At 49.6% G+C, this 22,763-nt stretch carries 16 protein-coding genes; 6 read left to right on the forward strand and 10 right to left on the reverse strand.

Going from position 1 to position 22,763, the window contains the following annotated elements; all coding sequences use genetic code 11:
• Positions 1–383: 383 nt before the first annotated feature.
• The 6 genes from H6F80_RS22235 to H6F80_RS22260 all read right to left on the reverse strand — a co-directional run bounded on the left by H6F80_RS22235 (position 384) and on the right by H6F80_RS22260 (position 8,111).
• The gene (locus tag H6F80_RS22235; protein WP_242067512.1) at positions 384–2,447 is read right to left on the reverse strand and encodes a hybrid sensor histidine kinase/response regulator; all 2,064 of its coding nucleotides are present in this window, start codon (positions 2,445–2,447) and stop codon (positions 384–386) included.
• On the reverse strand, positions 2,411–2,839 hold the full coding sequence (locus H6F80_RS22240) for a response regulator (protein WP_190793716.1): 429 nt from the start codon (positions 2,837–2,839) through the stop codon (positions 2,411–2,413). The genes H6F80_RS22235 and H6F80_RS22240 overlap by 37 nt, the downstream gene beginning before the upstream one ends.
• Positions 2,796–5,099, reverse strand: a complete 2,304-nt coding sequence (locus H6F80_RS22245) for a sensor histidine kinase (protein WP_190793717.1) — start codon at positions 5,097–5,099, stop codon at positions 2,796–2,798. Before H6F80_RS22245 ends, H6F80_RS22240 begins: the two co-directional genes overlap by 44 nt.
• A gap of 490 nt (positions 5,100–5,589) precedes the next feature.
• A complete protein-coding gene (locus tag H6F80_RS22250; protein WP_190793718.1) occupies positions 5,590–6,027 on the reverse strand; it encodes a response regulator in 438 nt (145 codons plus the stop codon).
• A gap of 353 nt (positions 6,028–6,380) precedes the next feature.
• Positions 6,381–6,533 carry a hypothetical protein gene (locus H6F80_RS22255; RefSeq protein ID WP_190793719.1) on the reverse strand — a complete coding sequence of 51 codons (153 nt, stop codon included), beginning with the start codon at positions 6,531–6,533 and terminating at the stop codon, positions 6,381–6,383.
• A 36-nt stretch (positions 6,534–6,569) separates the two neighbouring features.
• Positions 6,570–8,111, reverse strand: a complete 1,542-nt coding sequence (locus tag H6F80_RS22260) for a peroxidase family protein (RefSeq protein WP_190793720.1) — start codon at positions 8,109–8,111, stop codon at positions 6,570–6,572.
• Between the two features lie 456 nt (positions 8,112–8,567).
• Between H6F80_RS22260 and H6F80_RS22265 the strand changes: the two genes are divergently transcribed.
• Both H6F80_RS22265 and H6F80_RS22270 read left to right on the forward strand, forming a co-directional pair.
• Positions 8,568–9,395 (forward strand): LmeA family phospholipid-binding protein, encoded by an 828-nt coding sequence (locus H6F80_RS22265; RefSeq protein ID WP_190793721.1) that lies wholly within the window; start codon positions 8,568–8,570, stop codon positions 9,393–9,395.
• Positions 9,396–9,477: 82 nt separating this feature from the next.
• Positions 9,478–10,101, forward strand: coding sequence for a GerMN domain-containing protein (locus tag H6F80_RS22270; RefSeq protein ID WP_190793722.1), 624 nt, complete (start codon positions 9,478–9,480; stop codon positions 10,099–10,101).
• Positions 10,102–10,331: 230 nt separating this feature from the next.
• On the opposite strand, the gene fusA is transcribed toward H6F80_RS22270, so the two are convergent.
• Positions 10,332–12,413, reverse strand: coding sequence for an elongation factor G (gene fusA / locus H6F80_RS22275; RefSeq protein ID WP_190793723.1), 2,082 nt, complete (start codon positions 12,411–12,413; stop codon positions 10,332–10,334).
• 586 nt (positions 12,414–12,999) lie between these two features.
• On the opposite strand from fusA, the gene H6F80_RS22280 reads away from it, so the two are divergent.
• Positions 13,000–14,991: a GUN4 domain-containing protein gene (locus H6F80_RS22280; RefSeq protein WP_190793724.1), complete on the forward strand. Its 1,992-nt coding sequence runs from the start codon at positions 13,000–13,002 to the stop codon at positions 14,989–14,991.
• 41 nt (positions 14,992–15,032) lie between these two features.
• Here the strand turns inward: H6F80_RS22280 and H6F80_RS29260 are convergent, their stop codons facing one another.
• Positions 15,033–15,425, reverse strand: a complete 393-nt coding sequence (locus tag H6F80_RS29260; protein ID WP_347277912.1) for a phytanoyl-CoA dioxygenase family protein — start codon at positions 15,423–15,425, stop codon at positions 15,033–15,035.
• A gap of 21 nt (positions 15,426–15,446) precedes the next feature.
• A complete protein-coding gene (locus tag H6F80_RS29265; protein ID WP_199296745.1) occupies positions 15,447–15,833 on the reverse strand; it encodes a phytanoyl-CoA dioxygenase family protein in 387 nt (128 codons plus the stop codon).
• Positions 15,834–16,498: 665 nt separating this feature from the next.
• On the opposite strand from H6F80_RS29265, the gene H6F80_RS22290 reads away from it, so the two are divergent.
• Positions 16,499–17,692 carry a helix-turn-helix domain-containing protein gene (locus tag H6F80_RS22290; RefSeq protein ID WP_190793725.1) on the forward strand — a complete coding sequence of 398 codons (1,194 nt, stop codon included), beginning with the start codon at positions 16,499–16,501 and terminating at the stop codon, positions 17,690–17,692.
• A gap of 74 nt (positions 17,693–17,766) precedes the next feature.
• On the opposite strand, the gene cpcD/petH is transcribed toward H6F80_RS22290, so the two are convergent.
• Positions 17,767–19,023: a bifunctional rod-capping linker CpcD/ferredoxin--NADP reductase PetH gene (gene cpcD/petH, locus H6F80_RS22295; protein ID WP_190793726.1), complete on the reverse strand. Its 1,257-nt coding sequence runs from the start codon at positions 19,021–19,023 to the stop codon at positions 17,767–17,769.
• Between the two features lie 839 nt (positions 19,024–19,862).
• Between cpcD/petH and H6F80_RS22300 the strand changes: the two genes are divergently transcribed.
• Positions 19,863–20,873 carry a phosphoribulokinase gene (locus tag H6F80_RS22300; RefSeq protein ID WP_190793727.1) on the forward strand — a complete coding sequence of 337 codons (1,011 nt, stop codon included), beginning with the start codon at positions 19,863–19,865 and terminating at the stop codon, positions 20,871–20,873.
• Positions 20,874–21,880: 1,007 nt separating this feature from the next.
• Positions 21,881–22,324, forward strand: a complete 444-nt coding sequence (locus H6F80_RS22305) for an ATP-binding protein (RefSeq protein WP_190793728.1) — start codon at positions 21,881–21,883, stop codon at positions 22,322–22,324.
• The last annotated feature ends 439 nt before the right edge of the window (positions 22,325–22,763 follow it).

The raw sequence follows: 22,763 nt of genomic DNA on the forward strand, positions 1-22,763 counted from the left end.
ATTGATTTCATTAACATTAATTGTACTGCGACGTCCCAGTATTCCTGATTGAAATAAGAAAGATAACTTCCATGTTTCAAATTATTGAATTATCTATAATCATTCAACTGTTTTTGAGTTACTGAACTGAAATCTCAATAACAAATTCAGTTCCTTGTCCAGAAGTAAAAGAACAGTACCGTGAACCCCCATGCTTTTCTACCGCAATTTGATAGCTGTCGCTGATTGACTTCCTAATCCTGTTCCTTTCCCAGCAGATATTGTGGTCAAGAACGGATCAAATACCCAAAGACTTGATTGAGTTGCCCCGCCTGTCCCTGCAGCCCACTGCCCCAGGCTCGACATCTTTTCTGCACCAATTAAGCTTACGCTTGCCGGATTGCTTAAACCCGATCGATCGCCTTGAGGTGAGAGCCAATCGTTTGCAGTAAATCTTTCCGCGTAAAGGGCTTTTGCAGGAATCCTTGAAATCCCACCTGTTCCGCTCTCGCAGTGATATCGGTTGAAGTCACGCCGCTCATTGCGATCGCACACAGATCAGGATTAAATCGACGTAACAGCGGCAAGGCTGTAAAACCATCCAGCGTTGGCATCATTAAATCCATCACGACACAGCGAATGCTTTCTTCATGTTGAGCCAGCAGCGCGATCGCCCCGATGCCATCGTAGGCGGTCAGAACTTGATAATCCTGAGCCAGCAGCGTTTCCTGCATCGTTTCACGAATTGCGACTTCATCGTCCACAATTAAAATGAGCTGTTGATCACCCGATCGCAACTCCAGCTCCTTATCGACGCAGGGGGCGATCGTTCGGCTAGCAGGCAAAAAGACTTTAAACTGGCTGCCTTTGTTCACTTTGCTTTGGACATCTACAAATCCGCCGTGACTTTTAACAATGCCGAGCAGCGCTGAGAGCCCTAAACCCGTTCCTTTGCCCACTGCTTTGGTGGTAAAGAATGGATCAAAAATGCGATGCAAATGCTCTGGCGCAATCCCGATTCCTGTGTCTGTAATGGTCATAACTACATAGGAACCCGCCGCAGCGTCTGGGTGCATTCGGGCGTACTGTTCATCGATCGTCACGTTTTCTGCGTTGAGCGTTAACGTACCCCCTTGGGGCATGGCATCGCGAGCATTCACACAGAGATTCATGAGCACCTGATGCAGGTGGGTTGGATCGCCGGAAACCATCGAGAGATCGGGAGCAATGGCAGTTTTGATGTCGATCGCCTTGGGCAATGTTGGCTCGATGATCTGCTTAATTTCGAGCAGCAAATCGTTAAGCTGGATGCAAACGCGCCGCCCTTCGACTCCTCGTGCAAAGGTGAGAATCTGTTTGACTAAATCGGCTCCACGACGGGCACTGGCTTCAGCAGTCTTGATTAAATCATGATTGTGATCGCTGAGGTCTGCTATTTTCAGCGGTAATAGCTGCATCACGACGAGAATTGGCGTGAGAATATTGTTCAGGTCATGTGCAATTCCCCCGGCAAGCGTTCCCAGGCTTTCGAGCCGTTGCGCTCGTAAAAACTGTGTCTCAAGCTGTTTCTTCTCGGTGATATCGATATGAATACCGAGCATCCGAACGGGCTGATCGCCTTCATAAAAGAGGCTGCTTTTCACCGCAATCCAGGGGGTGCTGCCGCTGACGTGTAGAATCCGAAACTCAGTATCCAGCCCATGTCGGTTCTCGATCGCCTGCTGAAGTTCCTGCTCAATTCGGCTCCGATCGTCTGGGTGCAGGGTTTGCATCCAGTCGTCGTAATGCCCATCGAAGCTACCTGGGGCTAAACCATATAACGCTTCAACTTCCGGTGTCCATGAAACCGTATTGGTTTGAATATTCCACTCGAACGTCCCTGCTTTTCCCGCTTTCTGCGCAAGTTCCAGCCGTTCCTGAATTTTCTGAGCGCGAGCGATTTCCTGCTGAAGTCGCTGGTTTGCCGTTTCAAGTTCGATCGTGCGTTCCTGAATGCGCTCTTCTAAAATTTCGTTGGCTTCGTGGAGGGCAACTGAAGCCTGTTTGCGCTCGATCGCGTACCGAATCGATCGGATCAGGATATCGGGATTGATCTGCCGCTTCACCAGATAGTCCTGTGCGCCCTGTCGAACTGCCTGGATTGCCAGTTCATCGTTATTGGTATTGGTCAGCACGACGATCGGCAGGTTGGAAGATTCCCCGATAAGGGTGTCGAGCGACTCCAGCCCGGTACTGTCGGGAAGCGTGAGATCAAGCAAAATAACGTCGAAGTGTTCGGCTCGCAAACAGGCGATCGCTTCACTGATTCGCTTTGCAGAGGCAAGATAAAACTGATTGACTACGGTGTTTTTTAGAATCTCCTGAAGCAAGCGCAACTCCGCTGCATTGTCCTCTACCAGCAGCACTTTGATAGATGAAGCAGAGCCACGCATCAAAGCGTGAGGGGCAGTGTCGCTGTTTCTAACCAAAATTCCTCGATCCCCCGAATAATTTTGAAGAGCTGATTGAGATTGCGCGATTTTGCAATATAGCAATTGACGTGCAGATCGTAGCTTTTGGTAATGTCCTCTTCGTTGCGCGATGTTGTGAGAACAACGACGGGAATGTGTTTCAGGGAGGGGTTCGCTTTGATTTCCGCCAGCACTTCCCGCCCATCTTTTTTGGGCAGATTGAGATCCAGCAGAATCAGATCGGGATGAATTACCTGATCCTGCTGAAGGTATTCCATGGCTTCCACACCATCCCGTGCGACGACAACATCACAGTCTACCCCCGTGCTTTTCAGGGCTTCCTGAATGAGCCGGATATCGCCTCGATTATCCTCGACGAGGAAGATAGTTTTTCTTCTGTCCGATCGCATGGCTGTGATCCCGCTCTCCTACCGGAATGGTGAAATAGAAGGTTGCCCCCTGACCCAGTTCAGACTCAACCCAAATCGTTCCGCGATGGCATTCAGCAATCTTTTTGCAAATTGCTAGCCCCATGCCTGAACCGGGATATTCATCGCGTGTGTGCAGTCGCTGAAAAATGACAAAGATGCGATCGCTAAATTTCGGGTCAATTCCAATTCCGTTATCGCGCACTGAAAAGAGCCACGCCTCTTCCCGACGCTCTACGCCCACATGAATTCGCGGTGCTTCACTGCTTCTGAACTTAATCGCGTTCGCAATCAGGTTCTGGAAGATCTGCATCAATTGCGTTCCGTCTGCCACAATTTGCGGCATTAAGTCATGAGTCACGATCGCTTCGGTTTCAGCAATCCGTCCGCGTAGATTGCTCAGCGCATGGTTGAGGGCAGTTTCAGAATTGGTTAATTGCCATTCAATTCCCTTGAGATCGACCTTTGAGTAAGCCAATACATCGTCGATCAGGGTTTGCATCAAGCTCACGCCTTCCACCGCAAATTCGATAAACTCGCTGGCATCTTGGTCAAGCTGGTCGTGATAGCGCATCTCAAGTAACTGCACATAGTTCGCGACCTGGTTCAACGGCTCCTGCAAGTCGTGAGACGCGACATAAGCAAATTTCTTGAGCTCCGCGTTCGATCGCTCTAAATCCTGTGCCAGAAGTGCCAGTTCTTCCGCCTGCCGCAGCACAATATTGACGATCGCTTTCCGCAGTTCCAGGGTCGCTTGAATCTCCACTGGTTTCCAGGGCAGCGAGTTGAGGCGAACGGTTTCCTTCCAGAGTTCAAACGACTTACGAGGACAAAGCCACTGCCGATCGCCCGATTCTTGCAGCTCGTAGGCATGATTGGGATCACCGCCCCAATTCACTGTTTGAATTACCTCTGGACGGAACCACAGCACATAGCTCCGCTTCGAGATGGGAATTGCCAGCAGTCCGCTTGCCACGTGCTTAAACCGCTCGGCATCCGAGTAGATTAAAGGCAGCGAACTGGTGTAGAACACTTCTTCATCCACATTTTTCGCAAGCCATTGAACGAGATAATTCAGCTCTTCCTCGGAAGGGGTTTGCCCGATCGTGGTCCAGCGTCCGCCAAAACAAATTGCCGCTCCTTTTGCGTCTGTCAGGTCAAGCAAGTTTGGTTCGGGCTGCATCAAGCCATCTACAAAACTGTTGGCTTCAGACATCGATTCGATCAGGACAGATTGTACGTGCGCCAGGTGCATCCGATAGTGATAATCTGCCGTTTCCTCACGGGTGGAAATCTCTGCAAAAATGACCCGCCCCAAAAATTCGCAGGCTTTTCGCAGCTCATAGGAAACATATTTGGGCGATCGATGGTGGCAGGCAATTAATCCCCAAAGTTTGTCGTCTTTCATCAGCGAGATGGTCAGCGATGCACTCACGCCCATATGGTGTAGATACTCAATATGGCACTGGTAAGGACTTCGCAGAATGGACAGTGTGAGATTGGTGGGCTGCTGCGTAATTGGATTATTGTCTGGATAGAGCGAAGCCAGTTCGGCATGAGCATCGGGAATGACGCGAATCCAGTTTGACAAAAACATTTTGCGAGCCGGAACGGGAATATCCGATTCAGGAAAATGGAGACCGAGATAAGGTTCCATCTCGTCTACTTTCTCTTCGGCAACGACTTCACCATGTCCATCCGCGTCAAATTTGTAGAGCATGACGCGATCGAAGCCAGTCACGTTACGCACTTCCCGCACAATCACCTGACAGAAGTCCTGTAGATTTGAGGTGGCTTCAAGCTGATTAATCGATGCCTTTGCCAGATGATAAAAACTCAGAAACGGAATGTTCTGCTGCGTAAATGCTGGCTCCAGCTCTAGCACCAGAAAACCATCTGCACTGCGATGGAAAACCGCATCAAACACACCATAATCATCGCCGTTGCGCCGCATCCAGACGCGGGTGGGATTCACAAAATCTAGATTTTCTTCAGCTAACCCAGCTCGGAAGCGGTCGACCTGAAACGAATCAAAAATCTCATCCAGTGTTTTACCTAGCAGCGAGGCAGGCGAGCGTTGCAGCAATGCCGTTGTATTGGTACTTGCCTGCAAAACAGTCAGCGTAGGCTCTTCCAGAATCAGCAAAATGCCATGTGGCTGAACCCCGGTCAAACTATGAATCGCGGGCTGTTTTAAACTGGTGAGATTAATGAGTTGCGTTTCCAAATTAAGATTGGTCATGATAGTTCCTTAGCTGTGCAAAGCGCACACCCTTATAAACAGCAATCGTTGAGGCGACAATATCCCAGCAGCTTCGTCTAAAAAATGAACAAAAGGCTGACGAAACTCACTTCACTCGTTCAGCTTTTACAGCGTTTTTCACTCATGTAAGGTACGGGGCGTGTGGGGGCTTTCTCGCCGTACAGGTTCTGCCCCTGCACCCCATTTTTTGTACTTCAATCGCCTGAAAAGGCTGTATTACGTTTCCTGAAGGGATACGGAAAACAATGCAAACAAATCAGTCAAAAGATAGAACTACTATCTTTATTTTTGCTCTACGTTAGCAGCATAACGTAAAAGCCGTAGAGTTTGAGTCAGAATTGTTAAATAAAACAAAAGACTGTTTTGATTAAAACAAACCAAATTTTCTTAGGCTAGAGCAATTAAAAAACAGCTTTTAAGTTAATAAAAATTAGAAGCTTTCAAGAAAAGTTTTAACAGGGATAGCGTTCTACTCTAACGGTAAAGTAACAATTCCCAACCAAAACTCCTTAATCCGCTGGACGACTTGGTGAAGCTGATCGCCATTTCGGGGATTGATGACATAGCTATTTCCTTGCAGCAGATAGCTTCTGAAGATGTCTTCCTCATCATCGGAGTCTGTCAAAATGATCACTGGAATTCGTCTTAGGTCTGCATTAGATTTTAATTCCTCCAGAACTTTTCGACCGCATCCTTTCAAACGAAGGTTGAGCAAAATTAAATCTGGACGCTGAGCCTGGGTATATTCTCCACGGCGATGGATAAAATTAAGGGCTTCTGTACTTTCTGCGATCGCTTTGACTCGAGAGGTAACTGCACCTTCGCGGAAGACGTTTTGAATCAGAACAGCCTGCTCTGGATTTTCTTCTAAAATTAAAATAAAGGGTTGAGACGAGGATTGTTCCATACTGAATACCCTACATTAATCATCAATAACCCTATTGTGTGGCTAAAACTTTATCATCCTCAGAAATAATGCGATTTTGTTAATTTTTAGGTGTGATGAATTAATCAAACTGCGAGTGATTGTTTCGGTAATGTGTCAATCTGATACGGGATTGATAGAGTAGAGAGGCTCATTAATTAGGCATCAGGGGATACAACGTCATCTGTAGGCTCATTGCAAAGCCTATACGGATGGCAAGATGCCCAATGGTCCTCAATGCGATCGCTGCCCTACTTGCCATCAAACCTTTTGTGAGTCCTTTGATAGTCTCTACTGCCGTCGACCGCATCTGAAGAAGACGATTCAGCTTGCGTTTAAACCTGATTACGGGGCTGCTCAACTATGAACTGGCACATCCCTCCTGATTCATACAGGAGGTCTAGTTTTTGCAGCACAACCTGGAAGAAGTTGACCGCAATTAATGCGCCCTGACTTCCTGCGAGACTGGCTGCGAAAGTAGGACGCATTCATGGGCAAGTTGAGCGTAAGAGAACTTAAGCGACTTAAGCCACTCTTGCAAAGGTGAGGAGATCCACCATCGTAAAGTTTCCGTCTGTCCTTCCATTTCGGCGCGGTAGGGTAGGAGTCCAGGTTGGCTTCTGGCTCCAATAGGAGCTCGAGTCACTCAGCAGAAGTCCGAAGAAGACCTCGGCAATGATCCGGCTTCCCACCTGACCAAGCCTTTGTCCGCCCTGTTGAACCAGTGCCTCTTTCAGGATGTAGTACCACAGTGGCGTACTTCTATGGAAGTTGAGGTGTCTCAATTCTGCTAGTTCTTCTGGCGTGAGCGGGGTATACCCCAGTTGCTGAGCGATCGCCTGCCCTGATGGAATCCCATGTTGCAGATGACGTTCTAGATTGCGACCTGCAAGCGTTCTCACATCTTCCACCGGATCAGGCAAACCTGGACCCACAGGCAGATCGAACATTGGCGAAGAGATAAACGGATCAATGCGCTTGTTCGGCTTCACTCTGGGCTGCACTACAGCTTGACCATTTCTCACCGCAACTTCTTGAACACCAAAGTCAAAGAAGATGTCCCACTCTACAAATCGTCTTGGTGCCCGCCGACCGCCGCGCAGATCATTCGGATCACCATCTTGGGGATCGATCACAGGGTCGAAAATGGGGGCACCGAACCCTTGGTTGGGTTTATAGCCTGGTCGAATCTGGCTGTGTCCAAATCGATAGACGCTAATCTGGAACTCGCGCGGCATTTTAGGTTTGGCAGAAGGCTGGAAGATGGTTGGACCGTTCTTCTTGACTTGCTCATAAACAACTGGATCAAGAGTCGCCTTCAGAAATTGATTGACGATGATGTACTGGTAGTGCCAGCGAACCAGACGACGGGCTTCCTCAAACATCCGCTTGGGATCGGAATTCGCAGGGTTCTGCTCCACTACATAATCAATCACCTGGTTATGAAACTTAAGGAATGCCAGATGGAGCTGAGAAATGATGACATTTTCATCGTTGCGGGGGTCAGCAATAATTGCACGTTGCTGGCTAGTTCGCGGTAGGTCACGCGCAGCTTCCATGTCAATCAAGAACTTGGTTGGGGCAGGACGCTGCAATTCTGGAGAGCGATCGTACAAGATGCTGTCTATATCTGGACCTCGTCCATATACACTATCCAGATCAAAAAATGGCGATCGCAGGTTTTTACTGTTGGTCACGGTCGAGGTCAGCGGCAGCGGATCAAAGGTAATGTCATGATCCAGGAATTGCCCCAAGAAGGTGAAACCAACCGTCATCTCTGGGTTTTTATTATCTGGATTACGTGTTGGATTGCCATCCAGTGGGTTCGTGATTGTAACGAGCGGATCTTGTGCATCCATCAGTCCGCCCTTCTTTCCCAAGATACGGAGGCGTTGCAGCACATCTTGCCGATTCTGTCCTTCTGCAAAGGAGGGCAGGCAAGGAAATAGCTTACTAAAATCGTTTTCTTCAGCTCGAACTGCATCTACCATAGGCATAAAGCTCCGGTAGAGCGAGTCCTCGAACATTGGAACATCCTGGAAAGATTGCTTAACGATCGTCTGCATAAACGCCTCCTAAGTTATTAGGGAGTCACTGTAGTTTCATTCTGGGTGGGGCATTGGCTTTTAACCTTACCCACACGGGTACTTTTTCGGCTTACAGTTGCGATCCGCTGTCGTCGATCGATAGAATCATGTGTCACGAACTAGATTCATCACAATAATTATCGATAGAATTTTGTGTCCCGAACCAGATTTATCACAATAATTTTTGAAACAAGTGCTTAACGTAATGGAGGCAATATCCTTTTCGTTTGCTATCAATTTGCTATCAAAAAGATTTCAGAACACAATTCCTGGATCTATCAAATGCTTCTCATCAGATTTTTTAGAATTCCATAATGTTGTCTCCCCTTTGTAAATGCTTCAATGCAGCGATCGGGAAGAAACAAAACTCATGGATAGCTCTGATTGAAACCCCTTAACTTATGACATAGTGTAATCGTTGATTTATGAGCGTATATGGAATTTCTGACTGTTCTGCTGGCTGCGGTGCTGGGCGTTTTGTCTCCGGCTGGGTTTGTCGCCGATCGCCTCGCTGCAAATGCCATTCGGCAGCAGTTTGACCACATTGAGGATTTAGCCGTTCGGATCGACAGCACGCCGAATTACCGCCTACTTCAGGGCAGAGCCGATCGGGTACAAATTGCAGGACGAGGCGTTTTTCCGATCGCTGATGTTCGCATCGATACGCTGGAAGTCGAAACCGATCCGATCGCCTTAAATCTGAGCGACGCAAACGATCTCAAGCAGCCAATTCAGGCAGGGGTGCGGCTTGTCCTGACACGGGAGGATTTGAATTTTGCGCTGCGCTCGGAACCCGTAACAGATGCCCTGCGCGACCTTAGCCTGAATTTTTTGGGCGGCACAGCACAGCAGCTTCAGCGATACGACTTTGTGGAGCCGCAGGTGCAGTTTATCGCAGGTAATTCTCCAGAAGCGGAAACTCGTGTGCGGTTTCAGGTGAGTTTAGTAGAGCAGCCAGCCGAAAAAACGGCGCAAACCCCACCGCAGAACAATCGGATTGAAATTACAGGAGAAACAGGGCTGCAAATTCTGGCAGGAAAACAGCTTAGCCTGGTCAATCCAGAAATTCGCATCAACAATGAAGCCGTGCCGCCGGAACTGGTGAACCTGCTTTTGGGCGGTATCAGTCAGCAGCTCGACCTAGGCAACTTGCAGGGCTCCGGCATTTTTGCCCGCATCCTCGACCTTCAGATCCAAGACGATCGCCTCACGCTCGCTGCCTTTGTCCAGCTTCAGCCCGGCTTCGATTTTTCCGATCGCTAATTTCCGAAATACCAGGAATCAAATCCGTAGTTATCCTGAATGTGGCTTACCCCACACCTGAACTTTCAGGAGGAATCCTGTAATGCAAGACCATCAATCCTCAACTCCGAGAACTTCCACGCCTCGCCGTGCCCCGGTCGTCATCATTGCTGGCTTAGCAGCGATCGGTTTAGCCATTGGCGGTGGTGTTGCCTGGTGGAATGGGCGCTCAGCCGCCCCAGAAGCAAACGCCCCGAGCTCAACCGCCGTTTCTCCTTCTCCGCAAACCGCTCCCGCACAGCAAACCGTTCAGATTTACTGGCTGAAAACGAACAGCGATCGAATTGAACTGGCTCCCGCTCCGGTCACTGTTCCTACGACTGGACAGCCCGATGCTACGCTCAAAGCTGCCTTTGAAACCATGTTGAAAGGCTCACCCGATGCCGCTCTCACGTCTACTATTCCCCAAAACACGCGCCTCCTTGGATTAGAAGCTAAGCAGGATGGCATTCACGTTAACCTTTCTCAGGAATTTACATCAGGCGGCGGCAGCACCTCGATGCAAGGCAGACTGGGACAGGTAATTTACACCGCAACGGCGATCGATCCCAATGCGAAAGTCTGGCTTTCAGTAGAAGGGAAGCCGCTCGAAGTGCTGGGCGGCGAAGGACTCGTGATCAATCAGCCCACTAGTCGATCGGATTTTGAGCAGAATTTCAGCCTCTAAACAATTTCCACTAATTTAATCACTTCACTGGGTATCACTTCACTGGGTGCCCTCTATTTCCCTATTTCTGCTCAGACGGAATCAACTGGTGTCTACACAGCAGACTTTAATAGGGACGGTTCTTCGTATCCCAACTCCTTAAAAAAATTCCCGATCGCCTGATGACAACCGGGAATGCTTTCGCTAATTTAATTCATGCTGATTAGCGATCGGAGAAGTAATTCAAGCGATTAAGCAGCTTGACGCTCTTTCGCTTCCTTGATCACAGCTTCAGCAATGTTATTCGGGCAGGGCGCGTAGTGCGAGAACGACATTGAGAACTGTCCCCGGCCGGAAGTCATGGTACGCAGGTCGCCGATGTAGCCAAACATTTCGCTCAGCGGTACATCTGCCTTAATCCGCGCTCCGGTAACACCCGTTTCCTGAGACTTCATCATGCCGCGACGACGGTTGAGGTCACCAATCACATCACCCATGTAGTTATCTGGCGTGAACACATCTACATTCATGATCGGCTCTAGCAACTGCGGACCTGCTTTCGGCATCGTCTGACGATAAGCTGCTTTTGCCGCAATCTCAAACGCGATCGCCGAAGAGTCAACCGGGTGGAAGCCGCCTTCAATCAGGGTGAACTTCAGATCCATGCAGGGGAAGCCTGCCAGCACACCTCTGTCGATGCTGCTCTCGAAGCCCTTTTGCACAGCGGGCCAGAATTCACGGGGAACGCTGCCGCCCGTCACTTTTGACTCAAACACAAAGCCCGTAGTAGGCTCGCCGGGTTCGATCGCATAAGTAATCTTCGCGTATTGACCCGAACCACCCGACTGCTTTTTGTGGGTGTAGGTATCTTCGGTGCGACGGGTAATCGATTCGCGGTAAGCCACTTGAGGCTTGCCCACTTCGACTTCCACGCCATAGGTGCGCTTGAGGATGTCCACCTTAATGTCCAGGTGAAGTTCGCCCATGCCCTTCAGAATCGTTTCGCCGCTTTCCTCGTCGGTCATCATGTGGAACGAGGGGTCTTCCTGCACCATCTTGGTCAGAGCTGCGACCATCTTCTCTTCACCGCCCTTCGCTTTCGGCTTAACAGCGATCGAGATCACGGGTTCCGGGAAGACCATTGGTTCCAGGGTTGCCGGGTTCTTCGGATCGCAAAGCGTGTGTCCGGTCTGGACATTCTTCATGCCCACGATCGCCACAATATCGCCTGCCTGTGCCGAATCGATCTCTTCACGGGAGTTTGCGTGCATTTCCACCAAACGGCTGACCCGCTCGGTTTTGCCCGTTGCCGTGTTGAGGATCGTATCGCCCTTCGACAGCGTACCGGAATAAAGGCGGGTAAAGGTGAGTGCGCCGTAGCGATCGTCCATGATCTTGAACGCCAGTGCGCGTAGCGGCTTCGTGGCATCAACAGTCGCAAATGTACCCGTTTCGTTGCCTTCCAGATCCATTTCCGGCTGGGGATTGACTTCAGTCGGGTTGGGCAGGTAGTCTACCACACCATCCAGCACGAGCTGTACGCCCTTGTTCTTAAAGGACGAACCGCAGAAGGTTGGGAAGAACGCCATCTTGATCGTGCCCGTGCGGATGCACTGCTTCAGTGTATCGATGTCCGGCTCGTTACCTTCGAGGTACTGCTCCAGCACATCGTCATCTTGCTCAACGGCGGTTTCGATCAGCTGTTCGCGGTAGGACTCGACCTGATCCACCATATCGGCAGGAACGGGTTCAATCCGGTAGTTCATGGGGTCGCCAGACTCATCCCAGATCCAGGCTTTGCGGTTTAGCAGGTCAATCACGCCTTTGAACTCGTCTTCGCGACCGATCGGCAGGGTCATCACCAGCGGCTTCGCGCCGAGGATCTGCTCTACCTGCTTCACCACGCGATAGAAATCTGCGCCCGTGCGATCGAGCTTGTTGACGTAGATAATCCGCGACACTTTGGACTCGTTGGCATATCGCCAGTTGGTTTCAGACTGGGGTTCTACGCCGCCCGATCCGCAAAATACGCCGATGCCGCCGTCCAGCACTTTCAGGGAGCGGTAAACCTCGATCGTGAAGTCTACGTGTCCGGGAGTGTCAATAATGTTGAGCTGGTGATCGTTCCAGAAGCAGCTTGTAGCAGCAGATTGAATCGTAATCCCCCGCTCCTGCTCCTGTTCCATGAAGTCCGTCGTGGCTGCGCCTTCGTGAACCTCACCGATCTTGTGGATTTTGCCAGTTAGTTTCAGGATTCTTTCAGTTGTAGTCGTCTTCCCCGCATCAACGTGAGCGAAGATGCCGATATTGCGGTAACGAGTGAGGTCTTTCATTGTGTGCGTGTGTTTTCTAGATTGAAAATTTGACGAACCGTTGATCAGGATTTTAGGTTGATCAGGGTTGGGATCGATGATTGCCTGCAAGCGTTATCCAGGGACACCGTTGCTTGTTAGCGACTGCGGGGAGAATTTCGTGACTGAAGAAATTAAGAAACCCTTTTCCACATTTACGGCAACATAAGCCATTGTAAAGTGTTGTGACTTAAAAGTGTGGTGTTGTAGACGCAGAAACACATCCTCCTACAGGTGACAGACAGGCTGAAGGTAAACTAACTCCTAAACAAACCTCTATTGTGCCCCAAAGCTGGAACTATCCTGCTGCTCAACAATTCCTTTAGATCGTCTAAGTTCCGGTATTACTGAAAACCAGTATTACTGAAAATAATTCGCTCTCCTCGCCGCCCAATTTTGAGAAGAATTAATTGACGTTCAGGTTTCAAAGTCCCCCGGTATTAGGAATCTACCAGTATTGGGAATCTAAGGGGCGATGTAGAAGTCAGATCAGCAGGAGTCATACATTCATCCATTCCAACTTGCATCCATTCCAGCTTGTCTTCAGGTTTAGCTCTAGAACAGCTTCATGAATCGATTCCTCTTTGCTTTCCTTTTATTTGGCACAACTCTGGTTTCCAGCCTGGGTCGCTTCAGCACCTCGCCAATACAGATTTCTCTTGCTCAAACGCTTGCTCAAACTCCACCGCCCTCCTATCTAGCCCAGTCTGCTCCAGTAGACTTCAGCACCCTTCGATCGCAGCTTCGGTCTCAAAACTGGCAGGCTGCGGATGCTGAAACTCGCCGTATCCTCCAGACGTGGGTGCATCCCAACGGAGATGTCTTCAGTTCACCGCTTGCCAGCAATATTCCGCCTGAAATTCTGCAAACCCTCGATCGCCTTTGGATAGAAGCCAGCAACGGGCAGTTTGGGTTCAGCGTTCAGCGGCGAATCTGGGAGGAAGCCCAATCCCAGCATCCTAACAATACCGACACGGCTGCTAAAGCCTTTGGCGATCGAGTCGGCTGGACTCGCCCGACCCCCAACCCAGAAAACTTCGTCTCACCCGACTGGCTCACAGAACCAGAGCTAAATTACTCAGAGGAAGCTCCCGCAGGTCATCTACCCTGGGCAGGCATTGACTGGGAGCGAATTGATGCCATGCTGAATGCTCAAAGCTGTGGAAGCTGCATGATTGATGCGATATATCTTCAAGGGGAACGCTTTAATCGCTATTTGCCCGTCCTCTTCAACTGGCTTACCACCGCCCTGGAATCTCCTTTATCAAGAGCGGGCTCCTGGCAGCAGGCAAGCCTTGCCTATTCGATCGATCTGAGGACGCTTTACGCCAACAGTAATCCAAATAATTCTTGTCCGGTCAATGAACTGGCAGAGGCAATCAGCCCCGATAGCACCATTCTAGCGATCAGCAGCTACAGCTACGAGCGATCGTGTGGCGGAAACCCGAACCAGAACCGGAACAACAGTACGTTGGCAATCTGGAACGCTCAGCGCGGCAATCGAATTGTTACCCTGCTGCGGGGACAGGCAACTGAATTTTTCTCCTTTACAGGGCAGGCTCAGGAACCGTCAACTGAAGCCAATCGAATTGTGGGAGATGTTGCCAATGCGATCGCATTTACCCCAGACAGTCGCCTGATTGCCGCCGGGCTCTCAAACGGTACAGTGCGCCTCTGGACAACAGATAAAGGAGAAGCAGTGCGGACGTTTACCGGACACCAATACGCGGTGAGGGCGATCGCCATTAGCAAAGACGGTCAGTTGCTTGTCAGTGCCAGTGCCGACCAGACAATCAAGCTCTGGAATCTGAAAACAGGTCAACTCCTCCGCACGATTCGCCTTAATCCCTCAGACGGCATTGCTCATACTGTACTGATCAGCCCGGACGGTCAACGGCTGGCAACGGCAACACATCGCAACACGCTACAGCTCTGGAACACTCAAACCGGACAGCTCATTCGCACCTTTACTCAGGCAGCTACTCAGGCAGCCGATCGACCCCCTGAACTCCCGATTGCCTTCAGCCCTGATGGACAAATTTTGGCAACGGCGGATCGCGATCGCTCTGTTAAGCTCTGGAATGCCGCTACCGGAGCACGGATGAAAACGCTGAGTAGCCACACAGAAGATATTCAGCATCTCGCCTTCAGCCCAGATGGCACATTGCTTGCCAGCACGGACGCCAAGAAAGCCCATCTCTGGAACCTGCAAACCTATCAGTCAGTGCAGAGTCTTGATTTAGTGCAGTCGGCGGGACATCCCGTGATGCCGAACAATTTGGCAGAGGTGTCTTTTAGTCCAGATGGGAAAGTCCTTGCGACCAGCACGCTGCTGCTGCCGTTGATTCAAAGCGAACCCATTCCTCAGCAGGGCATAACGCTCTGGGAAGTCGCAACTGGGCAACCACTCAAGCAGATTCATGAAGTCGCCCAGTTCCAATTTAGTCCCAATGGGCAGTTTTTCATGGCAAATGGTCAGAGCGTGCAAATCTGGCAGCCTTATCGCAGTCTGATTAGAAATGCGATGCAAAGCAGTTTTCTCATGGGGCGATCGAACTAAACTGAGGAACTTGCAGAATGAACCCCCTAATAGTGAACTCCCTAATAAGCGTATGCCTGGTAAACCTCAGCGGCAGATCGGTCTTCTAGAGATGCCACTACCGGGTTAAACCGCAGCAGATGACGGGCGCGATCGGACAGCTTATGCCACTCCTCACGGGGAATCTGAATCGACACTTCTGGGCGCAATAGCCAGCGTCGGCTATAGCCAATCACTGCCATCGGGCGAGGGGTATCAGTGTGGTTGGGCGTTCCCCGGTGCAGTCCACGCACATCTCGGATCATGACATCACCCATCTTTAGGGTAATGGGTTCGAGCTGCACAACTCCTGCTTCCAGTAGACGAAGTCCCTCTTCTTTCGTGACCCGGTGCGTTCTGCGTGCCACTTCAAACGGTCCATTTTCCGGCGTCACATCTACAAGCGGAAAATTCACGGCAAGCTGAAACGGAGGAGTCTATTGCTCAATCTCTGGGAATAGGGGGGGCGCGTCCCGGTGAATGGCTTGATACTCTGACCCCAAAAGCGGCGTATCCGTTGCAAGCTGACACATCACAGCATCTTCACCCACTAACCCGGCAACGATCGCCAGAACATCGTCGTCTTCATAAATTGCTGGGTCGGCAAACGGAGCCATAAAGGGCAGCGTCACGTAGTAGCGGGATGTCCCTCGATTTTTCAGGTTGCCTTCGCGATCGATATGTTCTGTGAGCAGCGGCGTAAAAGCTTCCTGCCATGTCTGAAGGGTATCTGGCGAGAAGTGATTGCGGAGAATGCAAAACCCGTCCTCTAAAACGGCTTGCGTGAATGCTTGAATCTGTTGCTGGCTGTAGCGTTCTGTCATACCCGTTTGAACCGTACATCAAAAGCCTCTCAATCTTAAGAAGCAAAGATTTTCTTGGTGTTAAAAGTTACAAATTGTAGCCATCAGCTTGTAATTGAATCAGCGATCGAATTTCCTAAAATCGCCCTGATCAAAGCTCAGTTAAGATACGCTGAAAGCAAGAAACACAGTTAAGGAATGCCTCGATAAGTACCGTCCTGGATTTATCACCGATCGCCCAGCTTACTCGTGAACAGTTTTATCAGCGCTGCATGGGAAATCGCGACATCCTGCTCGAACGATGCTCAAACATCTGCTTAGGCAATTACTTTTAACTTAACTTTGAACGGGGCGATCGTTATTGCTAGTCTTTCTGATTCAGTAGAGGGTGATGGATATCTTCTGCCTGACTTCTGCTGCTGACCCTAAAAATACTCAATCTTAAAATTGAACGTATCTCTAAAGAAAGGATCTATATAAAGCACGGCTGTACATACAATACATTTGCTCTTAATCAATTAATTACCAATCCATGGAGCGATTGCCAGGCAAGGGCTAGGGCGAAATTATTTAATAAGTTTGAGTGGAACAAAGAGGTGTTTTTCTATGCCAAATCCAAACTTGCTAAGGTAAGTTGAAAGAACTGGTTTTCTTCCCGTTTAAAAATCGAATTTGAGATTTACCTTATGAATTCTTCAGAATCGTTCGGAAGACAACTCGGTGCATTACATAGCCGTTTAGAGAAACTTTATGCAAATCTTGACCAACCTACGGCTCTTTCAACAGAAGCTGTTGATTCAGTCTGGAAGGATCTGGGAATTGCGGCTGAAGAGCTACAAGTTGCAAACGAGGAACTGAGCCAACAAAGCGACCACATTGCACAAATGTTGCAGGACGCATCGGTGCAGCATCGCTATTATCAAAATCTAATTAATCACATTCCTGAAGCGTATCTCACGACCACCCTGGAGGGAAAAATCCAGGAGGCAAATCCGATCGCCGCTGGGCTATTCAACCTGCCCCAGTCTATGCTAATCGGGAAACCGCTGGTAACTTTTGTGCCGCCAGAACAGCGGATGCTATTTCGCACAGAAATGCTGCGTGTCGCTCAAGAAAATCGCCCCTACACCTGGTCATGCTGGTTTCAGCCCCAAAGCTTGACTCCCATCCACCTAACACTGACCGTTTCTGCTGCCGCCCATGTCCAGCAAGAACAGAGCAGCCTGCACTGGATTTTGCGCGAGGCAAACGAAGCCTGGATCAAATCTTCTTTTCCCCAGCAAGAGAACTTTGCGAACGAGGACGATCGTGAGCTGACAATCGATCGCCCCATTCTTCGCTATAGCAAAGGCGAAGCGATCCCGCTCACTCCCCAAAACCTGTGGCTCGTGCATGAAGGACTAGTCAAGCTGCATACCCTGACTGAAGAAAACGAAGAGGTGCTGCTGGGGTTGATTGGGTCTCTGATGCCTTTTGGCTCTGGCTCATCCTTTTTGCCCGTTTATCAGGCGACTGCTATGACCGATGTGCAGCTTCTCCAGTTCTCGACCGCAGAAGTGAAAACCTATCCCCACTTGGCGCGGCTGATTCTGCCCAAGCTCAACGATCGATTTCAGCAGATGGAATCACTGCTCTCGATCGCCGGACAGCGGCGCGTTCGCCAACGACTCTATCTCTTGCTGCGGCTGCTTAAACAAGAGATCGGAGAACCGATTGCAGGCGGAGTGCGGTTAAAGCTGCGGCTGACCCACGAAGAAATTGCCAGTGCCTGTTGTACCAGTCGAGTTACAATCACACGCCTGCTAGGCGAGCTGCAGCGACAGCAGAGAATTGCGATCGACTCCCGCTTCCACATCGTAATTTTGAACTCTGAGCTTTAGAGACCAATTACTCATTAAAAAAACCGGAAGGCTGTCTCCCGGCTTTCTTTTGATTTAGAACAAGTTAGCTCTGGTTAGTAGGTTTCAACGTGCCAGCGTTCTTTGATCGATCGCTGATACTCTTTCCAAGTGATGCCTTCCTTCGCGCAGGCTCCCGCCATAGCAGCATCAATCCCGTCTTCCATGCCCTTCAGACCACAGATGTAAGTGTGGGTTTTTTCCTGCTTCACCAGGTTCCACAGCTCATCGGCGTGTTCTCCAACACGGTGCTGAATGTACATTCTGCCGCCTTCTGAGTTCTTCTGCTCGCGACTGATGGCGTAGGTAACGCGGAAGTTATCAGGAAACTTGGCTTGCAGTTCGTCCAACTCTTCTTTATAAAGAATGTTGGGCGTAGTAGGAATCCCAAAAATCAGCCAGGCAAATCCCTTAAACTGGTAGTCGGTGTTGACTGCCCGCTCGTTGTCCTTAAACATCCGCCACAGGTATGCCCGCATCGGCGCAATCCCGGTTCCGGTTGCCATCATAATGACGTTGGCTTCGGGGTCAGCGGGCAGCAGCATCTCCTTACCCACCGGGCCTGTGATCTTCACATCATCGCCAGGGTTCAGATTTTTCAGGAAAGTCGAGCAAACACCGTACACGGTTTCGCCCGATTCAGGGTGCTTGTATTCAAGCTGACGCACGCAAAGAGAAACGGTCTTGTCGTCTACGTCGTCGCCGTGACGGGTTGAGGCGATCGAATAAAGTCTCAGCTTGTGCGGCTTTCCTCTATCGTCGGTTCCTTCGGGGATAATGCCGATACTTTGACCTTCAATGTATTTGAGGTCTCCACCAGAAATATCAAACTTGATGTGCTTAACGGTACCGATGCCGCCTTCACCCACAAGTTCCTCGTTGGAGATGCACTTGCCGATATAGGGGTTATTCGGACGATAGATGTTCACGGGAACATCGGGCTTTGCTGCCCTTTCTTTAGGCTGAGCTTTCGGCTGAGATGACGGTGCCTGAGTCATTGGCTTGCTCTCTTCTGCTGACTGAACGGTTATAGGCTCGGTCTTTGCTGCTTCAGAGGACGCTTTGCCGTTAACTCCACCTTCAGCGGTGACAGGGCGGATGCTGACAATTCTGCCACCCATGCGCGTGATCCGCTGCATTTCCTGGTTCATCCGCGAATAAGGGACAGTGATAAACACACTGCCGCTCTTCCGAATCGGATAATCCATTTTGTCAGTTTCTTCGTTCTGGCGTAGCCCTTCGACTTCGTAAATAAACAGGCGGTTACCGTACTGCGTGTTGGAAGCACCACCCACTGCGCTTGGATTGTACATTGCTAATCAACTATTCTCCTAACCCTCATTATTCAGCACGATCGACCTATCAGCCTAATAGTCGGCTCAGTAGATCGTTCAACGCTGGTGCCACCACAAGTCAACTCCATGCGGCACAAACCCAAGGAGTCGCCAATGATTAGGTATTAGCGTAACATTGCCAAGCAGTCCTCTGATACAGACTTGAGATACAAAAACGGGCAGGATAGGAATTCCTACTCTGCTCCAGCCCTAACATACCGGCTTCGGCAGAGTCAGACTGTCCTATCCGAACGATTTCTACTAATTTCAGGTTCGATAATGGCTTAAGGGTCGGAAATCTATCGAAAGTTTGAAGTTTTGCCTGCTTTGTCTCCAAATCGCTTCTTCTTAAAAATCATCTTGAATTGCCCTTGAAGCGGGGATCACATTTTGATAACATTCCAATATTAGAAGTATAAATACTTAGTCGGACTTGCCTGGTTTGATCTCCAAACTGAGGCGATTCTAGCTGAATGTAAACTTGCTGGGCATGAAGCAAAGGAAGAAATTGCTTTCTCTCTATGCTTTTAGTACAGCCACCTCTCCGGTTCACTGTCCTGATGCAGCAAATCGCGAATCCAGACAATTCAAACTTTGAGCGTTCCCCATTAGATCTAGTAGTAGATCTGGGTTCACCTTAATGGTTTGATAGTTTAAGCGATGCTTGCCGTGCAAAAGGCGGAGAGAGTCATCCGTTCGAGATCTAACTTTATAAATCTGTGTTCGGATCAGCAAAATTCGGATCAGAAAGGTCAGATCGCAAAGTTCAGATCAAAATCTATCGAGTGAAAACCGTTCTTGTTGCCTAGAGGAAACCTATGACCAGTAAGCCAGACCGTGTGGTTCTCATCGGCGTTGCCGGAGATTCCGGCTGCGGCAAGTCAACCTTTCTCCGTCGCCTGGCAGATTTGTTTGGCGAAGAACTGATTACCGTGATCTGCCTTGACGATTACCACAGTCTGGATCGCAAGCAGCGCAAAGACCACGGCGTCACCGCACTGAATCCCGCCGCTAATAACTTTGACCTAATGGCGGAGCAGGTGGCCGCTCTGAAGAACGGTCAGGAAATCATGAAGCCGATCTACAACCACGAGACAGGCATGATCGATCCGCCGGAACTGATCAAGCCTACCCCGATCGTCGTGATCGAAGGCTTGCACCCGATGTACGATGAGCGCGTCCGTGCCCTGCTCGACTTCAGCGTCTACCTTGACATCGACGACGAAGTGAAGATTGCCTGGAAGATTCAGCGTGACATGGCGGAGCGGGGTCACACCTACGACGACGTGCTAGCTGCCATCAACTCCCGCCGTCCTGATTTCGAGGCATATATTAACCCCCAAAAGCAGTATGCCGATGTGGTAATTCAAGTCCTGCCGACTCAGCTCATCCCAAATGACACCGAGCGTAATGTGCTGCGGGTGCGGCTGATTCAAAAGGATGGCGTGGAAGGCTTTGAACCCGTTTACCTGTTTGACGAAGGTTCGACGATCGACTGGATTCCCTGCGGTCGCAAGCTGACCTGCTCTTACCCCGGCATTAAGATGCACTATGGTCCCGACGAGTACTACGGTCACAGCGTCTCAGTACTAGAACTCGATGGACAGCTCGATCGCCTCGAAGAAGTGATCTACATCGAAGGACACCTGAGCAACACCTCGACCAAATACTACGGCGAGATGACCGAACTGCTGCTTCAACACAAAGAGTATCCTGGCTCGAGCAACGGCACAGGCTTATTCCAGGTGTTGACAGGTTTGAAGATGCGCGCAACCTACGAGCGTCTGATGGGCGTAGAAGCCAAGATGTCGAAGGTCGCTGCAAACTAGTAGGGCGTTACCCCAGAAGGGAAACTGCTTCGCATCGGGCTTTTGACTCGGCAGGTTTGAATTGAATTCATTGAATGAACAGATGACTCCCAGGCTTTGATCTGGGAGTTTTTGTTGGGCGATTGAACGTTAACCTTGCTCAGGATCTACCCGATAAGGACGGACAACACGTTTGCCAGTAAATCATTGCGGCTATTGCGGCGAGTCAAGACAACTTCTGAAGTGACAAGCCGAAAAGAGCTAGTGCACTAATGTCATATTCCCAACTTATTGCTTCAGTAGGAATACGGTAGGTTCGAGAAGATGACAACAAAGGATTTAATCCTGAAATTCCGTATTTGCCGCCACGCGCTCCTTGTATTCCTATGATTTGATTAAGGTACATTCCTTTTTTATCGATTCGCTCTTAAATTCGCCTGTGTCCAAATTCGCTGATTAGATTTCCCCTTCTTCAAATTTTTCTCCCATAGTTTATTCTGTTGTCACCTATGGTTTTCTACTTATTTGGAGCCACGGCTACCTTCAGCATTCTGTTTCACGCCTTCTGCAAAGACACGACAACTTCAAAAACAGACGTTACTTCCTGGCTTGTCTTGTTGATAGCAACTTTAATCTGGTTCATCACCCTTCCCCGAATTCTGCAAAAGAAACTCCAGCCTGTAAAAACGCCTTATTACCAAGGGTGGGCGAAGTCGAGCAACTTCTGAAGAGCTTATTCCTGACGCTTACACTGGCTGACTAATTCTACAAAATGGCCTGAAAGTAACCTCAACTAATAACATTGGAATCCTGAGTTGTCCTGCCAACTATTGAGTACCGTCGATGGTTGCAGGACGTTTCATTACAAATTGACATGAGGGTGCTGGAGTTAACGAGCGGAAGGTGATTTCAACCGACAAGCTTATAAAGGACTGCTGTAGCTGCAATACAATAAGTTAAAGAGTGAACGGATATCAAAACTTCGCCCATTAATGTAGTTCTGATGCTTGACCTGCGAGTCTACGTTCGTGAATCTACTAGCTCAACTTCATACCCTGCAAGTTCGTACCCAAGTTAAAACTGATCTAAACTCTCTAGGGCAGGTGCTTTCCTGGTTTGAGCAGCTTGCTTGCCCGGTTCTGCCTCGTACGATTTGGCTTCAGTGCCAGATTGCGCTCGCAGAAGCCTTCACCAATGCTGTGCGATATGCCCATTGCAGCAAGCCCGCTGATACGCCGATCGAAATCGAGGTGACGTTCAATAGAACCACACTCGAAATCCGCATCTGGGATTATGGAGCCGAATTTGACCTGGAGAATTTCCTCCAGAAAGCTCCTTTGGTTCCAGAGCAGGCTGAAGGAGGGCGCGGTTTACGGCTGATGGAAAAAATTGCTGATGGGCTGGCTTATTGGCGAACAGAAGATCAGCGCAACTGCCTGCTAATTGTGAAAAATATCCTTCCTGAAGGGTAAGAATTCGGGCATTGCTGATTGAATACAACGATCGCTTATGTCCCTCGTGCCCCGCTTCCCTGGATTCTTTTTCCCCTGCTGCTTGCCTTTTGCCTTAAAGCCTTTGCCTCGATCTTGAAACGGGGGCTTAGATGAGTTCTTGCTATTGGGCTGCAACGGCTCCTTGAGCAATTGATTCTCCGACTTGACTTCCTTGTATTACCGTTCTAGCTGTTCAATGCGCCCCGTACGTCAGCAATGATAAGCAATCGAGCCGGATTAATTATCAGCATAACTTCAACAATAAAAACTCACAGGCAGGCGCAAAAATTACCTGACCTATGAGTTTTTGCATTCAGATTTAGGGAATTAGATCAACGAATCCCGGTAGAACAACCCTAATTACAGGTTCGGATTGTTGACGATCGGGTTGCCGTCTTTGTCGATGTTGAGTTCTTCA

It is taken from the genome of Leptolyngbya sp. FACHB-711 (genome assembly GCF_014695615.1).
In the GTDB taxonomy this organism is placed as follows: Bacteria; Cyanobacteriota; Cyanobacteriia; order Elainellales; family Elainellaceae; genus Leptolyngbya_A.

What these genes read in the sequence shown, in the direction of transcription:
- H6F80_RS22260 (WP_190793720.1), bottom strand. Translation starts at nt 8,111, where the DNA reads ATGCAGACGATCGTTAAGCAATCTTTCCAGGATGTTCCAATGTTCGAG.
- H6F80_RS22290 (WP_190793725.1), top strand. Translation starts at nt 16,499, where the DNA reads ATGAATTCTTCAGAATCGTTCGGAAGACAACTCGGTGCATTACATAGC.
- H6F80_RS22270 (WP_190793722.1), top strand. Translation starts at nt 9,478, where the DNA reads ATGCAAGACCATCAATCCTCAACTCCGAGAACTTCCACGCCTCGCCGT.
- H6F80_RS29265 (WP_199296745.1), bottom strand. Translation starts at nt 15,833, where the DNA reads ATGACAGAACGCTACAGCCAGCAACAGATTCAAGCATTCACGCAAGCC.
- H6F80_RS22240 (WP_190793716.1), bottom strand. Translation starts at nt 2,839, where the DNA reads ATGCGATCGGACAGAAGAAAAACTATCTTCCTCGTCGAGGATAATCGA.
- H6F80_RS22280 (WP_190793724.1), top strand. Translation starts at nt 13,000, where the DNA reads ATGAATCGATTCCTCTTTGCTTTCCTTTTATTTGGCACAACTCTGGTT.
- H6F80_RS22245 (WP_190793717.1), bottom strand. Translation starts at nt 5,099, where the DNA reads ATGACCAATCTTAATTTGGAAACGCAACTCATTAATCTCACCAGTTTA.
- H6F80_RS22255 (WP_190793719.1), bottom strand. Translation starts at nt 6,533, where the DNA reads ATGCGTCCTACTTTCGCAGCCAGTCTCGCAGGAAGTCAGGGCGCATTA.
- fusA (WP_190793723.1), bottom strand. Translation starts at nt 12,413, where the DNA reads ATGAAAGACCTCACTCGTTACCGCAATATCGGCATCTTCGCTCACGTT.
- H6F80_RS22265 (WP_190793721.1), top strand. Translation starts at nt 8,568, where the DNA reads ATGGAATTTCTGACTGTTCTGCTGGCTGCGGTGCTGGGCGTTTTGTCT.
- H6F80_RS22250 (WP_190793718.1), bottom strand. Translation starts at nt 6,027, where the DNA reads ATGGAACAATCCTCGTCTCAACCCTTTATTTTAATTTTAGAAGAAAAT.
- cpcD/petH (WP_190793726.1), bottom strand. Translation starts at nt 19,023, where the DNA reads ATGTACAATCCAAGCGCAGTGGGTGGTGCTTCCAACACGCAGTACGGT.
- H6F80_RS22300 (WP_190793727.1), top strand. Translation starts at nt 19,863, where the DNA reads ATGACCAGTAAGCCAGACCGTGTGGTTCTCATCGGCGTTGCCGGAGAT.